This window comes from Pseudoclavibacter terrae (assembly GCF_008831075.1).
GTDB classification, from domain to species: domain Bacteria; phylum Actinomycetota; class Actinomycetes; order Actinomycetales; family Microbacteriaceae; genus Pseudoclavibacter; species Pseudoclavibacter terrae.
Genome location: NZ_WBJX01000001.1, coordinates 29196 through 43828, shown reverse-complemented (window position 1 = coordinate 43828; position 14633 = coordinate 29196). Strand labels below are relative to the sequence as shown.

Here is a 14633-nt window from a genome sequence, read left to right as displayed (position 1 = left end):
ATGAGCAATCCCCGACTGTCCGCGCAGCAACGACGCCAGGACATCCTGCAGCGCACAACGGCTGAGGGGCCATCGACCGTCGATGATCTCGCGACACGCTACGACGTGACGCCGTCAACCATCCGCCGCGATCTCACTCGCCTCGGCGAGGCAGGTCTCCTCGCTCGCACCTACGGTGGCGTGATCGCCGTGAACGGGCACGGTGAATCCTCGCTGCCCGAACGAGCAGGCGAGGCACAAGCAGAGAAGCGAGCCATCGCGAAGCTCGCCGCTGATCGCATCACCGCCGGAGCGACCCTGATCCTCGACGCGGGTTCGACGATCGCTGCCATGACCCCGCATCTTCGGCACCGGGAAGAACTCACGGTCGTGACCCCGAACCTCCAGGTCATCAACGACCTCTCGGACGAGAAGTCGCCCGTGCAGGTCATCGCCGTGGCGGGTCGCCTCCGCAAGCTCAGCCGCAGCTTCGTGGGCGCGCTCGCTGAAGCGACGCTCGAACGGGTGCGGGGCGACATCGCGTTCCTCGGCGCCGATTCCGTCTCCGCCGACGGGCAGCTGTGCGAGATGGAGACCGAGCAGACACGCCTCAAGGAGATCATCGGGCGTCGCGTCACCCAGGTCTATGTACTGGCACACGGATCGAAGCTCGGGCGGTCCGTCGGACAGGCGTCTCTCTCCATGCCGCCCTCCTGGGCGGTCGTCACGGACGAGTCCGCATTACCAGAGCACATCGAGCAGCTCCGGGCCCTCGGCCACGAGGTCATCGTCGCCTAGCACCCCAGGGAGAGGGCACACCGAACGCGTCACCCCTGCCCCGAAGCGATCCGGCTGACGACTGCGCGATCTGCCCCGCGGCGAGTCCTAGAGCGCCCCGCCAGCCGCGGCGGGAGCGTCCGCGTCCTGCCCGCTGTCGCCGACGGTCTCGCGGGCGATGAAGTTCTCGATATCGAAGAGGTTGTCGCCGGCGCGCTTCGCGATCGTGACGAGCGTCGACATGGAGGCGACCTCCTCGACCTGCTCCTTCAGGAACCAGAGCATCGCCTGCTCGCCGATCGCGTCGCCATCCGCACGAGCCGCGCGGAACAGCGCCTCGATCTGCGACGTCACCTCCCGTTCCTGCTCGAGCGCGAGCTCGATGGGCTCGACGACGTTCGCGAACTCGGTCCTGGGGGCAGTGACGCCGGGGATCGTGACGCCGAGGTCGCGGTCGAGGCGGTACTGCACGAGCATCATCGCGTGATTGCGCTCCTCGACCGACTGCTGATAGAAGTGCGCCGCGAGCTGCGGGAGATCGTGGTTGTCGAACCAGACGGCGATCGCGATGTACTGCTGCGATGCCGAGAACTCGTTGCCGATCTGGGCGGTCAGAAGGTCATTGAACGAAGAAGAAGTCACGTCGCAACGCTACTCCCGGCGGGTTTCGCGTGGCGGTCAAGTTTCGTCGCCGCGCGGATCGTCCACGTGACCAGCGCGACACCCGTCGCCAGCACGAACGGGATGCAGGCCGCGCCGAACGCGTCCCCGATGATCGCGCCGGTACTCCCCCAGTACTTGGTCTGATCCGCATCCACGCCGATACCGGCGACGATGCTGTCCACGATGACGGCGACGCTGAGCGTCGCACAGCCCACCGCGGCCAGCACCGCGAGCGCGGCGACCCACGGCAGCGACGCTCGCAACCGCATCCGCTCACCCCTCGATCCCGCGCGCCGGAAGCTGAGGCTGATCGCCCGAGCAACGTCGAGCGTCAGCCAGACCCCAAGCACCAGCGCGGCAGCGATGCTCGCCACGGCGATCGGGATGAGGGTGCCGGCGAGGCGGGCGCCCTCGGCCGAGTCGCGATCGACGTCGGAAGCGGCCGCCGCTCCCGGGAAGATCAGCAGCATGTAAGCCAGGAACCCGGCGATGACCGTCAGCAGCCCGGCCCTGACCGCCGCGCGCAGAACCCAGCCACGCTCTGCCCCTGCGCTCGCGCTCATCATGCCGCAACGCTAGGGGCAAGACGCACCCAACGCCAAACGATGCCAGGCGTCCGGCTCCCGAACGCTCGAAAGCTAGGCTTGAGCGAAACCCCGGAGGCTGCATGAGCGACGCACACGACCACGACGAGATCGGCGTGGGTTCGGTGGACCGCGAGATCGACCCGGCCACGGTCGGGCCGCAACCGGGCGACCTCGAGCGTGCCATCGCCGCCCAGGTGCGCGCGTACCGGCTCGCGACCGGCCTGTCCGTCGCCGAGATGGCCGACAAGGTCGGCATCTCGAAGGCCATGCTCTCGAAGATCGAGAACGCGCTCACCTCCTGCAGCCTCACCACCCTCGGCCGCCTCGCCCACGGCCTCGACGTGCCCGTCACGGCGCTCTTCCGCGGCGTCGACTCCGACCGCGAAGCCGTCTACGTGCCAGCAGGCCACGGCGCGCAGATCGTGCGCCGAGGCTCACGATCCGGCCACCTCTACGAGCTCCTCGGCGCCCTGCGCGGCCAGCACAAGCGCATGGAAGCCGTGCTCGTGACCCTCACCGAGGCGAGCGAGGTCTTCCCCCTGTTCCAGCATCCAGGCACCGAGCTGCTCTACATGCTCGAAGGCCGCATGGCCTACGGGCACGGGGATGCGCGCTACGAGATGGGCCCAGGCGACACCCTCCAGTTCGACGGCGAGGGCCCCCACGGGCCGGAAGAGCTCATCGAGCTTCCCGCCCGCTTCCTGTCGGTCACCGCGTACGGAGACCGCGCGGAGGGCTGAGAAGAACCGTCGAGCGTCCGTCCGAGGCCCGGATGCTAGCTTGGCGCGCACGACGACTCGCGCACCAGCCAGGGGGATCCATGGAACCGCACGACCGCATCCACGACGCCGACGACACCGGCGCCGGCCACGCCAGCGAGCGGCAGCGGCTGCTCGCGGAAGACCTGTTGCTGCTGCTCTTCAACCCGGACGACGGCACCATCGGCGGCGAGGGCACGCTCTTCTACGTACTCGGCGGGGCGGTGCTCACCGAACTGGCGTTGAACGACCAGATCGGGATCGAGCAGGCGGGGCTCCGCGGCACGCTTGTGCTCTCGGTCGGCGATGAGGCGCCCGAGGACGAGATTCTGCGGTCGGCCTGGGAGTACTCGCGGGACAAGCGCCGCGAGGTGCAAGGGATGCTCGCCGCCATCGGGCCGAACCTCCGCGGGCAGCTGCTCGAGAGCCTCATCCTCCGCGGCGACCTCACCCGCGAGCAGGGCAAGACGTTCGGGTTCATCCCGAAGACGACGCTCAGCCTGGGCGACACCGGACGCCGTGCCACGCTCATGAGCCGCGTGCAGGCCGTGCTCATCGACGGCGCGGAACCCGACGCGCGAACCGCTGCCCTCGCGGCGCTCATCTCCGCGAGCGGGTCGATGCCGACACTGCACCGGGAGCTCCCCTGGGAGAACGACGTCATCAACCGCGCCAAGGCCCTCGAAGCCGGCGACTGGGGAGCCACCGCGGCCAGTTCGGCCGTCGCCCGCACCATGAACGCCATCACGATCAACGCTGCAGTCGCGGCGAGCGTCGCCGCCAACGCGGCGAACAACTAGGCGCCGGACGCCGCGGCCCGCCTGACGGCAGCTTCGGGATGGCCCGCACGCTTCGGGATGGGTTGCAAGCCATCCCGAAGAAGCCACCCCGAATCGCCCCTGCGCCAGTCGCGGAACCCCTAGACCGCGGAGGCTTCCGGGATGCGCGCAGCAGCGGGCGCAACCGCCGGCTTCAGGCGCTCCCGGCGGCGCTTGATGACGATCGACAGCGTCGTGAGCGCGAGGGCCGCGACGAGCCAGACGGTGAGCATCCCGTACGCCTCGCCGATGCCGATCGGACCACCGGCGACGAGGGAGCGGAACGCGGTGACCGCGTAGTTCAGCGGCAGCCACGAGTGGATGAGCTGGAAGAACGCGGGCGCCGTCTCGACCGGGTAGGTGCCGCCCGCCGAGGACAGCTGCAGCACGATCATGATGAGCGCGAGGAAGCGCCCGGGAGGGCCGAGGAGCGCATTGAACGCCTGGTTGACGGCGACGAACGTGACACTCGTGAGCAGCGCGAGTGCGACGAGGCCGAGCATGTCGGCGGGCTCGAGCCCGAGTCCGAAGCGAACGATCGTGAGCATGAGCAGGCTCTGCGCGGCGCCGAGCAGAGCGCCGGGCGCGAAGCTGCGCAGCGCCACGACGATCGCGGGCTGGCGGCCGAGCACGAGACGCTCCCGCAGCGGCGGGAACATCAGGTAGAAGGCGAGCGCGCCGACCCAGAGGCCGAGCGTCATGAAGTAGGGCGCGAGACCGTAGCCGTACGCGGGCACCTCGTTGAGGCGGGTCTTGGTGATCTCCACTGGCGTCGACGTGACGCCGGCGAGATGATCGGCCTGCGCATCCGTGTAGCTCGGGATGTCGGAGACCCCGTCGTCGAGGCCATCCGCGAGCGTCTTGCTGCCGTCGGCGAGCTGCGTGATGCCGTCGTTCAGCTCGGCGCCGCCCGACTCGGCGTCGGCGGTTCCGTCAGCGAGGGTTGTCGCGCCCGACGAGAGCTCAGATGCACCCGACGCGAGCTTCGGCGTCGACTGCGCGAGCGTGGATGCGCCGTCCGCGAGTGTCTGCGTGCCCGTCGCGAGCGAGGACGCGCCGTCGGCGAGCGACTGGGTTCCAGTCGCCAGCGTCGACGTTCCGTCGGCGAGCGACTGGGTGCCCGTCGCGAGCGTGGAAGCGCCGGTGGAGAGCTGCTCCACCCCGGTCGCGAGTTCCGCCGACTTGCTCGAAACCGTTGAGACCGCTGCAACGAGCTCGTCGACGTTGCCGCTGAGCGGTGAGACGCCGTCGGAGAGCTGGGTGGCGCCAGCCGCGAGTTCGGTCGACTTCGCCTGGAGGTAGCTCAGCCCGGTCCCCGCGGCGGCGTCACCGACGAGCGCGGATGTCCCGGCGCTGAGTTCGCCAGACTTCGAGCCGAGGGTCTGGCCAGCGGTGGAGAGCTGCGTCAGCAGTTCCTTGCGTTGGGCGTCGGACAGGGAGTCGTAGTTGGCGAGCAGCGAATCGATTCCGCTTGAGAGGTCCCCAGCTCCGGCGGCGAGGGCAACGGCTCCATCGTTGAGCTCTCTGCTGGATGCCACGGCGGTCTCGAGGCCACCCGCGAGCGCTGTCGCGCCAGCGTCAAGAGTCGTCGCCCCTGTCGTGAGCGTCGTGATGTTCGCGGGCAGGCCGCTCGTCTTGGAGTTCAACTCCGCGAGCCCATCGCTGAGGAGCTGCGCACCGGAGCTTGCTTCTGCGAGCTTCGTGCTCAGCTCCTGTGCACCGGCGTTCGCGGTCGCAGCTCCCGTGTTGAGTTGCTGCGCGCCCGAATTCGCTGATGCCGCACCGGAGCTGAGCGTCTGCGCACCTGAGTTGGCGGTGACGAGACCGGCGTTGAGCTGCTGCACGCCAGCATCCACCTGGGACGCTCCGTCGGCGAGCGTCGCGCTGCCGTCGGCGAGGCTCAACCCTCCCTCGCGCAGCTGGCCGAGCCCGACGACGAGCTGGCCGGAGCCGGTGCGTGCCTGCTCGGCACCGTCGTTGAGCTCTGTCGCCCCGTCGGCCGCCTCGGAGACGCTCTCGTGGATGTCGTTGAAGCCCACGTAGACGTTTCGGAGGTACTCGTCGGAGACCTCTGTCGCCAGCTCGTCGGCGACCGTCGTGCCGACCGTCGACGCGATGTTGCCGACGATGATGTTTGCGCCGTCGTTCGTGGTGATGGAGAGGCGGGCGATGGCCGCGTCCAGCGGGTCGTCGCCGCCCGCCGAGACCGCTGCCGCGGAGAAGCCAGCTGGGATATCGAGCACGGCGAGCACCTTGCCCGACTCGAGCTCGCTCTGCGCCTGATCGGCCGACATCTCGTGCCAGCTGAAGTTGTTCGACTCGGTGCTGTCTACGAGCTTCTCGGTGAGCGTCGCGCCGAGATCGACGGGGTCGGCGGGCTCACCGTCGGTGGTGGTCGCGGGGGTCGCCGCCTGGTCGCTGTTCACGATGGCCGCGTTGATGTGGTCGAGGCGGTGTGTCGGGTCCTCGTTCGACCAGATCAGCGAACCCGCGTAGATCAGGGGAATCAGCGCGATGCCGACGATGACGATGAGCGTCCGCCGGTGCGAGCGCACGAAGGCGGGAAGAGAGAAGGAACGCATGTGGGTGTGAAGTCCTATGAGCGAACGTGCTCGGCGCGGAGGGCGTCAAGCTCGGCGGCAGTCGCGCCGGAGGATGCGAGAAGCAGGGAGGAGAGGCGCTCGACGAGCTCGTCGGTGGATGCGCGAGCAGCGGCCGGCGAGCCGGGGGCGTTGCCCATGGCCGCCGTGACCTCGGCTGCGGCATCGGCCTTGGCGGTGGTCTTGGCGTCGGCGAAGAGCCATCGGGTGACGTGCCACATGGCGCCGGCCGCGAGGAACTCGGCTCGGTCCCTGGGGGTGTCTGGTCCGGGGCGCCGGCGGATGACGGGGCCGAGCGGTGACGACTCGAGGAGCCTCGTGGCGAGGTAGGCGATCACGTCGCCCGTGAGGAGGCCGAAGCTGCTCTCGAGGGCCGCTCGGTAGAAGGGGGCGTCCGCGTCGAGCTCGCGGAGGAGCGCGCGAAGCGTGCCTCGCACGAAGGTGGGCCAGGAGGGGTCGTCGCCGACGCTCGGGATCCGATCGAAGGTCGACTGCAGACGCTGCAAGGCAGCCTCGCGGATGAGCGCGGCCGTGTCGTCGAAATGCTTGTAGAAGGTGGGGCGGCTCACCCCGGCCCGGCCGACGATGTCAGTGATGCTCAGCTGAGCTGCGTCGCGTCCCTCATCGAGCAGTTCGACGACGGCAGCGATGAGTGCCGCCCGCGAACGGACGAACCTCGCGTCTTCCTGGATCACGGCTCTCCTCGGTCAGAACTAATTTACAAATGTAAATTAGCACGACCGCGTGAGAACGCAACAGGGAAAACCGAGGCGCAGTGGGGCGCGGCAATGCCAAGCGAACTCCCCCGTGACCAACTTCAGTGCAGAAACGGGCCGTTGCGCGCGTTAGGGCTCGAAACGCGTCCGTATTGCACTGATGTTGGTCAGGCCTCCTCGGCAAGGGCGGTCACGCGCGGACGAGCGACAGCCCGAACACCCCAGCCCAGCCGCTGGCGCGCCCTACCGCAGCACGCGTCGCGTGAAGTCGTTGGCGAAGACGCCGTTCGGGTCGTAGCGCCCGACGAGCTTCCGGAAGTCGCCGATGCGCGGGTACCGCTCGGCGACGTCGATCCGGTCGTCGAAGACCTTGCCCCAGTGGGGGCGACCGCCGAGCGGCTCGAAGATCTCGTCGAGCAGCGGCAGCAGCTCGGCGACTTCCGGGTCCTGCTTCCAGGTGAAGTGCAGGCCGACGACGTCGTTGCCGTGCATGGGGCTCAGCCAGAGGGAGTCGCGCGCGACCGTGCGCACCTCGTTGACGAGCAGGTGGGGGCGGATGCGGTCGGCGATGCCCGCGAGCGCGAGCAGCGCGTCCTGCGCCCGGAGCCGCGGGATGAGGTACTCGCTCTGCAGCTCGGCCCCGTTGGATGGCTGGAACTCGAGCTTGAAGTGCGGGAGCCGCTCGTACCAGGGGCCGGCGACGCCGAACTGCTCGCTGCAGGCCACGGCGGAGATACCGCGGATGGGGTGCAGGGCCTCAGTCGCGGGCGTGGCCCCGTAGAAGTCGCCGGGCGCGAGCTCGCTCGCGAGCTGCTTGACCCACACCTGGTCGATGACCTCGGGCTCGGCCCACGTCGTGAAGGCGCTCACGCTGTACCCGGCGCCGGTGATCTCGTCGAAGTTCTCGAGCAGCGCCGCGAACGGCAGGTTCTCGAAGACCCGCTGCCGCACCTCGAAGTGGGGCACGACGTCGAGGCGGATGCGCGTCACGATTCCGAGTGCGCCCAGCGAGACGACGGCCCCGTCGAAGCCCTCGTCGCCCCGCTCGAGCACGACCACTTCCCCGTCTCCTGCGACGAACTCGATGGCGGCGACGGCGGCGGCGAGGCTCCGGTTGGTGTTGCCGGAACCGTGGGTGCCCGTCGCGACCGCCCCCGCGATGGAGATGTGCGGGAGGGAGGCGAGGTTCGCGAGCGCCAGGCCGTGCTCGGCGAGGTCGATCGCGAGCTCGCCGTAGCGGGTGCCAGCGCCGATCGACACCCAGCGCCGGTCCTCGTCGATGCGGAGCGGGCTGCGCAGCCCCCGCGTCGACACCTGCACTCCGCTCGTGTCGGCGATCCGGTTGAAGGAGTGCCCGCTGCCGAGCGCCCGCACCGACTGCCCGGCAGCCACCGCGGCGCGCACCACCTCGCTGACCTCGGCCGTGCTCGTCGGGGCGACGCGCTCCGCCTCGAAGGTGATGTTGCCAGCCCAGTTGGAGGTCACTGCTGTCCTGCTTTCTGCGACGTTGCGAAGTGGATGCACGCGGCGGGGGCTCGGCCAGGTTGTCAGGCTCGGAGCTCCCGCCGTCCACGATACGCGGCAGGGTGAGTTGGTCAGTCGCTGGCCAGCTTCCGTGATCAAACCCGAGCTTCCAGCTCGCTAGCCACTCGGGGCGCCCTCTGATCACGGAAATTGGCCAAGCGGGACTGTGGCAGAGGGTACGAGGCGGGGGCGGCGGCGGCGCAGGTGCGCGAATTGACAGTCAGAGTGACGACAGCTGCGGATCGGGCTACTGATCACCGCGGAGGCCGCCCACGTCACCGTGATTGGCGTCCGCGGCGGATGAAGATCTCGTCCGACGCGGACGGGCCCCACCTCCCCCCTGCCTTTAGTACTGCTTGCCGGGGATCCAGCTGGTGCCGGCGAGCGGCACGTTGGCCATGGCCGCCGATTCGACGGTCAGGGCGACGAGGTCCTCCGGCTCGAGGTTGCGGATGTGCGACTTGCCGCACGCGCGGGCGATGGTCTGCGCCTCCATGGTGAGGACGCGCAGGTAGTTCGCGAGGCGCCGCCCGCCCTCGACGGGGTTGAGGCGAGAGGCGAGCTCTGGGTCCTGCGTCGAGATGCCGGCGGGGTCGCGCCCGTCCTGGAAGTCGTCGTAGAAGCCCGCCGCTGAGCCGATGTCGGCGTACTCCTGCTGGTAGCGGGGGTCGTTGTCGCCGAGTGCGATGAGCGCGGCCGTTCCGATGGCGACCGCGTCGGCGCCGAGCGCCATGGCCTTCGCGACGTCGGCGCCCGTGCGGATGCCGCCGGAGACGATGAGCTGCACTTTGCGGTGCATCCCGAGCTCCTGCAGCGCCGCGACGGCCTGCGGGATGGCGGCGAGCGTCGGGATGCCGACGTTCTCGATGAACACCTGCTGCGTCGCAGCCGTGCCGCCCTGCATGCCGTCGAGCACGACCACGTCGGCACCGGCCTTCACCGCGAGCGCCGTGTCGTAGTACGGACGGGATGCGCCGATCTTCACGTAGATCGGCTTCTCCCAGCCGGTAATCTCGCGGAGTTCAGCGATCTTGATCGTGAGGTCGTCGGGGCCCGTCCAGTCGGGGTGGCGGCTCGCGGAGCGCTGGTCGATGCCGATGGGCAGGGTGCGCATCCCGGCGACGCGCTCGGTGATCTTCTGCCCGAGCAGCATGCCGCCACCGCCTGGCTTCGCCCCCTGGCCGAGCACGATCTCGATCGCGTCGGCTTTGCGCAGGTCGTCGGGGTTCATGCCGTACCGGGAGGGCAGGTACTGGTAGACGAGGTGCTTCGACTGGCCGCGCTCTTCGGGCGTCATGCCGCCGTCGCCGGTGGTCGTCGAGGTGCCGACCTCGGACGCGCCTCGCCCGAGGGCTTCCTTGGCGTTCGCGGAGAGGGCCCCGAAGCTCATGCCCGCGATGGTGACGGGGATGTCGAGGTGCAGCGGCTTCGACGCGAAGCGGTCTCCGAGCACGACGTCGGTGCCGCAGCGCTCGCGGTACCCCTCGAGCGGGTATCGCGACATGGATGCGCCGAGGAACAGCAGGTCGTCGAAGTGCGGCAGCTGCCGCTTCGCTCCCCACCCGCGGATGTCGTAGATGCCGGTGCGGGCGGCGCGCTGGATGTCGGAGATGGTCGCGCGGTCGAAGGTCGCGGACTCGCGGAGGCCGAGTTCGGCGAGCTGTGCGGGTGACTGCGTGGCCGTGGATGTGGGCTGTTCGATGAGCGTCATGGCTGGCTCTCTCTGCTCGGCCTAGTAGGCGTTGTCGACGTTGAAGTGGTAGAGCTTGCGGGCCGAGCCGTAGCGATTGAATGCTGCGGGGTCGTCGTCGCGGCCGGCGGCGAGCAGCAGCTCGGCGAGTTCAGCGAGGTGCTCGTCGCGCATGGGCTTCTCGATGCAGTCGGCGCCGAGCGATTCGACGGTGCCCTGCACGTAGATGCGTGTCTCGTAGATGGAGTCGCCGAGGGCCTCGCCCGCGTCGCCGCACACGACGAGGCGTCCGGCCTGCGCCATGAACGCCGACATGTGGCCGATGCTGCCGCCCACGACGATGTCCACGCCCTTCATGGAGATGCCGCAGCGGGCTCCCGCGTTGCCGTCGATGACGACGAGTCCGCCGTGGCCGGTGGCGGCCGCCGACTGGGAGGCGTCGCCCGTGACGTGCACGGTGCCGCTCATGATGTTCTCGGCGAGCCCGACGCCGGCGTTGCCGTTGATCGTGACGGAGCCCTGCTGGTGCATCCCGGCGGCGTAGTAGCCGACGTGTCCGTCGATCGTGACGTCGATGGCGGAGGTGATGCCGACTGCCACGTTGTGCTTGCCGGCGGGGTGCTGGATGCGCCACCTGGTTCCGTCTTCGGCCGTCTGCACTGCCGCGTTCACGACCCGCACATCCTGCCCGGCGAGGTCGATTGTGGTGATGCTGGCCGCCGCCGGAGGCGACGTGGGGGCGGGCGCAGCCGCTGGGGCTGCCGCGTACTGGGTGCTGTCTAGAGTGACCACGTGTAGACCTTTCCGGGGACTGGTTCGAAGATGTCGGCCGATTCGATGCCGGGGAGCTGCGCGAGGGCGCGGTACTCGGAGGCCATGGCCACGTAGTCGTCGGTGACGGCGACGATGGCGGGCTTGCAGGCGATGGGGTCGCGCACGATGGCCATGCTGTCGGCGGTGGTGACGACGAGCGTGTAGAAGCCGTCGAAGACGTCGCCGAGGTTGATGAGGGCTTCCTCGAGGGTGTCGCCCTGTTCGAGGCGGGAGGCGATGTAGCGGGCGCCGACCTCGGTGTCGTTCTCGGAGTCGAACTGCACGCCTGTGCGCTTGAGCTCGCGGCGGATGGACGCGTGGTTCGAGAAGGAGCCGTTGTGCACGAGGCACAGGTCGTCGGCGACGGCGAACGGATGCGTGCCGCCGGCGGTCACTGCCGACTCGGTGGCCATGCGGGTGTGGGAGACACCCTGGCTGCCGGACATCGATTCCAGGCCGTGGTTGGAGGCGACATCCATGGGGTTGCCGACGCTCTTCATGACGGCGAGGTGGCCGCCGCGGCCGATGATGGTGGCGGTCGGGAGGGCGGCGCTGACCGCATCCGCGAGGATGCTCGTCGACAGCTCCCCGCTGACGAGCGTCGTGTCGCCGACGACGGAGACCTTGGGGGTGGCGCCTGCTGGGAGGGTGCGCTCGAGCTCTGCCGTCAGCTCTTCTGCGGTGAGCAGCTGGGTGCCGCCGAGGAGGCTGAGGGTCGACGCCGCACTGCCGGTGAGGTCGGGGTTGTCGTAGACGGCGAGGCCGGCGGAGTCGGGTCCGCGGTCGACCATCTCGCACAGCATGGTCGAGAGCAGGTCGCCCATCTGCGGCCTGAGCTGGGGGTTGCGCAACTGCAGCGCGGCGATTCCACACACGGGCGTGGTCCTTTCGAAGGGGTGAGCTGGTCTGGCTTCTGGATGCGGGCGGTTAGAAGGCGGTGAGGTAGGTGTCGAGCTCCCAGTTGCTGACCTGGGCGTGCCAGGTGAGGAACTCGGTCTCCTTGGCGTCGGCGAAGTAGCGGCCGGTGGCTTCGTCGCCGCTGAGGCTGGCGAGGATCACGGGGTCGTGGCGGAGCGCTTCGACGGCGTGGAGGAGCGTTGCGGGGAGCACGGCGGCGCCCTCCGGTGCCTGCCCTGGCCCCGACGGGTTGCCCGGGTCGATGCTGTTGTCGATGCCGTCGATGCCCGCCATGATCGACGTGGCGACCGCGAGGTAGGGGTTGGCGGCGCCGTCACCTGAACGGAGCTCGACGCGCTTGTTGTCCGGCACCCGCACCATGTGCGTGCGGTCGTTGCCGCCGTATGACGCCTTGCGAGGCGACCAGGTCGCCCCGGAGCTCGACGTCGCCGTGCCGATGCGCTTGTACGAGTTCACCGAGGGTGCGAGGAACGCCTGCAATGCGGGCGCGTGCTCGAGGAGGCCCGCGACGAAGCCGTACGCGACGGGCGAGAGGCCGAGGCCGCGCGCATCCGCTTCGACGTCGGCGGCCGCCGTCGCCGGGAAGAGCGGCTCGTCCTGTTCGCTCCAGAGGGAGAGGTGCAGGTGCAGGCCTGTTCCCGTTCGGTCAGTGAAGGGCTTGGGCATGAACGTGGCCGTCATGCCGCGCTCTTCGGCGAGCACGTTGAGGATGTAGCGGAGCGTGATGACCCGGTCGGCGGTGGTGAGGGCGTCGGCGTAGTCGAAGTTCTGCTCGAACTGGCCGGCGCCGTCCTCGTGGTCGTTGGCGTAGTTGCCCCAGCCGAGCGAGTTGATGGCGGTCGAGACAGCTGCGAGGTGGTCGTACATCCGCGTCACGCCGCGGGCGTCGTAGCAGGGGCGCGGGCCGTTGTCGCGCTTGTCGGCCGGGGCGAGGGTGCCGTCGTCGGCACGGTCGACGAGGAAGTACTCGACCTCGGCGCCGACCTTGGCTGTCATGCCGCGCGTGGCGAGTTCGGCGATGGCGCGCTTCAGGATGTTGCGGGGCGCGTACGGCCACGGCTGGCCGTTGACGTGCGGGTCGCAGTGCACGAGCGCGAGGCCTTCGCGGACGAACGGCAGCGGCGTGAACGAGTCGAGGTCGGGGATCGCGATGAGGTCGGGGTCGTGCTGCTCCTGGCCGATGAGGCCGGCGGCGAAGCCCGCGAATCCGAGGGCGCCCGCTTCGAGCTCGTCGGCCGCTGAGGTCGGGACGAGCTTCGCGCACGGCTTCCCGTTGAGGTCGACGAAGGTGGCGAGGATGAAGTTCACGCCGTGCGCCCGCGCGAGGTCGCGGAGCGTGATGCGGTCGCCGGTCGCGAGGCTGTCCCCGCTTGGTGGGGTGGCCTCGACCAGCTTGGGGGCTAGTTGCGTCATGGTCGTCTCCCGCATGTTGTTGATGTTACCTGACATGAAACCTTGTTCGCCAATAGTAGACAGACGGATGTTTCCAGAGCGTTCGCCCCTGTAAACACTGGGTTACGGCGGGGGAGCCGGCGCGCGCGGCGGCGCGCAGACATTGCCCTTGCGCACCCGTGCCCGCCGAAAGGCAGGCACAACCCCCAGGTCTGGCGAAGCCACATCCGCAGACCTCGCAGTTGCACATCTCCGCGCGTGCCTTCACCTGCACAACCCCCAGGTCTGTCGTCGGGTGGGAAGAGCCAGCAAGCCGGGCATCGCGTAACGGGTACTCGCAGGAACTCCCTCGATGTCGGTGGTCCGCCATACGCTCCTGACATGGAGTACACGAACCTCGGCCGAACCGGCCTCCGCGTCAGCCGCCTCGCCCTCGGCTGCATGAGCTTCGGCGACCCGAATCGCGGCCTGCACAGCTGGACCCTCGACGACGAGACCGCCGCTCCACTGCTTCGCCAAGCAGTGGAGCTCGGCATCACCTTCTGGGACACCGCGAACGTCTACCAGCAGGGCACCAGCGAGGAGATCATCGGCCGCGCGATGCGCCGCTTCAGCCGACGCGAAGACATCGTGCTCGCGACGAAGCTCTCCGGCAAGATGCACGACGGCCCGGGCGGTTCCGGCCTGTCCCGGAAGGCGATCCTCGAGCAGGCGCATGCCTCCCTCGAACGGCTCGGAACCGACCACATCGACGTGCTCTACATCCACCGCTTCGACGACGCGACCCCGGTCGAGGAGACGATGCAGGCGCTCGACGACCTCGTGCGCGCCGGCAAGGTGCGCTACCTCGGCGCATCGTCCATGTACGCGTGGCAGTTCGCGAAGCTGCAGCAGGCCGCGGCGGTCGGCGGATGGACACCCTTCGTCGCCATGCAAGACCAGTACAACCTGCTGAAGCGCGAGGAGGAGCGGGAGATGATCCCCATGTGCGCCGACATGGGAGTCGGCCTCGTGCCCTACTCGCCGAACGGCAAGGGGCGCCTGACTCGCCCACGCGGCGAATCGTCGTCGCGCGCCGAGGTCGACACGGTCGCGAAGGCGTTCGACACCGACACCGATGGTCCGATCATCGATGTCGTCGAGCAGGTCGCCGCAGAACGGCAGGTGCCGATGGCGCGGGTCGCGCTCGCCTGGGTGCTGCGCAATCCCGCGGTGGCCGCGCCCATCGTGGGCGCGACGAAGGCCAAGCACCTCGACGACGCCGTCGCCGCGCTCGAGCTGACGCTCACCGACGACGAGGTGGCGCGGCTCGAAGCGCCGTACGTCACCCAGCCGCCCTTCTGGTGGTGACGGCGCGGCTCGGCGTAAACACTGGGTTACGAGCAATCGCGGGGAGGT

General features: G+C 69.2%; 13 protein-coding genes. 4 read left to right on the top strand and 9 right to left on the bottom strand.

Features of this window, described 5'->3' with window-relative positions:
• Positions 1 to 777 (top strand): DeoR/GlpR family DNA-binding transcription regulator, encoded by a 777-nt coding sequence (locus F8O03_RS00210; RefSeq protein ID WP_151421879.1) that lies wholly within the window; start codon positions 1 to 3, stop codon positions 775 to 777.
• An 87-nt stretch (positions 778 to 864) separates the two neighbouring features.
• Here F8O03_RS00210 and F8O03_RS00205 read toward each other — a convergent pair whose 3' ends face one another.
• On the bottom strand, positions 865 to 1398 hold the full coding sequence (locus tag F8O03_RS00205) for a ferritin (protein WP_151421878.1): 534 nt from the start codon (positions 1396 to 1398) through the stop codon (positions 865 to 867).
• Positions 1395 to 1985, bottom strand: coding sequence for a hypothetical protein (locus F8O03_RS00200; RefSeq protein ID WP_151421877.1), 591 nt, complete (start codon positions 1983 to 1985; stop codon positions 1395 to 1397). Before F8O03_RS00200 ends, F8O03_RS00205 begins: the two co-directional genes overlap by 4 nt.
• A 101-nt stretch (positions 1986 to 2086) precedes the next feature.
• On the opposite strand from F8O03_RS00200, the gene F8O03_RS00195 reads away from it, so the two are divergent.
• Together F8O03_RS00195 and F8O03_RS00190 are read left to right on the top strand one after the other, a co-directional pair.
• The gene (locus F8O03_RS00195) at positions 2087 to 2746 is read left to right on the top strand and encodes a helix-turn-helix domain-containing protein (protein WP_104254650.1); all 660 of its coding nucleotides are present in this window, start codon (positions 2087 to 2089) and stop codon (positions 2744 to 2746) included.
• Positions 2747 to 2826: 80 nt separating this feature from the next.
• Positions 2827 to 3564, top strand: a complete 738-nt coding sequence (locus F8O03_RS00190) for a GOLPH3/VPS74 family protein (RefSeq protein ID WP_151421876.1) — start codon at positions 2827 to 2829, stop codon at positions 3562 to 3564.
• 119 nt (positions 3565 to 3683) lie between these two features.
• Here the strand turns inward: F8O03_RS00190 and F8O03_RS00185 are convergent, their stop codons facing one another.
• The 7 genes from F8O03_RS00185 to glnT form a co-directional block, all read right to left on the bottom strand.
• The gene (locus F8O03_RS00185) at positions 3684 to 6164 is read right to left on the bottom strand and encodes a YhgE/Pip domain-containing protein (RefSeq protein WP_151421875.1); all 2481 of its coding nucleotides are present in this window, start codon (positions 6162 to 6164) and stop codon (positions 3684 to 3686) included.
• 14 nt (positions 6165 to 6178) lie between these two features.
• On the bottom strand, positions 6179 to 6877 hold the full coding sequence (locus F8O03_RS00180) for a TetR/AcrR family transcriptional regulator (RefSeq protein ID WP_151421874.1): 699 nt from the start codon (positions 6875 to 6877) through the stop codon (positions 6179 to 6181).
• A gap of 264 nt (positions 6878 to 7141) precedes the next feature.
• The gene (locus F8O03_RS00175) at positions 7142 to 8383 is read right to left on the bottom strand and encodes an FAD-binding protein (RefSeq protein ID WP_151421873.1); all 1242 of its coding nucleotides are present in this window, start codon (positions 8381 to 8383) and stop codon (positions 7142 to 7144) included.
• 385 nt (positions 8384 to 8768) lie between these two features.
• On the bottom strand, positions 8769 to 10133 hold the full coding sequence (locus F8O03_RS00170; protein WP_151421872.1) for an FMN-binding glutamate synthase family protein: 1365 nt from the start codon (positions 10131 to 10133) through the stop codon (positions 8769 to 8771).
• A gap of 21 nt (positions 10134 to 10154) precedes the next feature.
• Positions 10155 to 10904, bottom strand: coding sequence for a GltB/FmdC/FwdC-like GXGXG domain-containing protein (locus tag F8O03_RS00165; RefSeq protein WP_151421871.1), 750 nt, complete (start codon positions 10902 to 10904; stop codon positions 10155 to 10157).
• Complete coding sequence (locus F8O03_RS00160) at positions 10892 to 11800, bottom strand: class II glutamine amidotransferase domain-containing protein (RefSeq protein ID WP_151421870.1); 909 nt, start codon at positions 11798 to 11800, stop codon at positions 10892 to 10894. The genes F8O03_RS00165 and F8O03_RS00160 overlap by 13 nt, the downstream gene beginning before the upstream one ends.
• A 52-nt stretch (positions 11801 to 11852) precedes the next feature.
• On the bottom strand, positions 11853 to 13292 hold the full coding sequence (glnT, locus tag F8O03_RS00155; protein WP_244295755.1) for a type III glutamate--ammonia ligase: 1440 nt from the start codon (positions 13290 to 13292) through the stop codon (positions 11853 to 11855).
• 324 nt (positions 13293 to 13616) lie between these two features.
• Here glnT and F8O03_RS00150 point away from each other — a divergent pair, with 324 nt between their 5' ends.
• Positions 13617 to 14585 (top strand): aldo/keto reductase, encoded by a 969-nt coding sequence (locus F8O03_RS00150; protein ID WP_151421869.1) that lies wholly within the window; start codon positions 13617 to 13619, stop codon positions 14583 to 14585.
• The last annotated feature ends 48 nt before the right edge of the window (positions 14586 to 14633 follow it).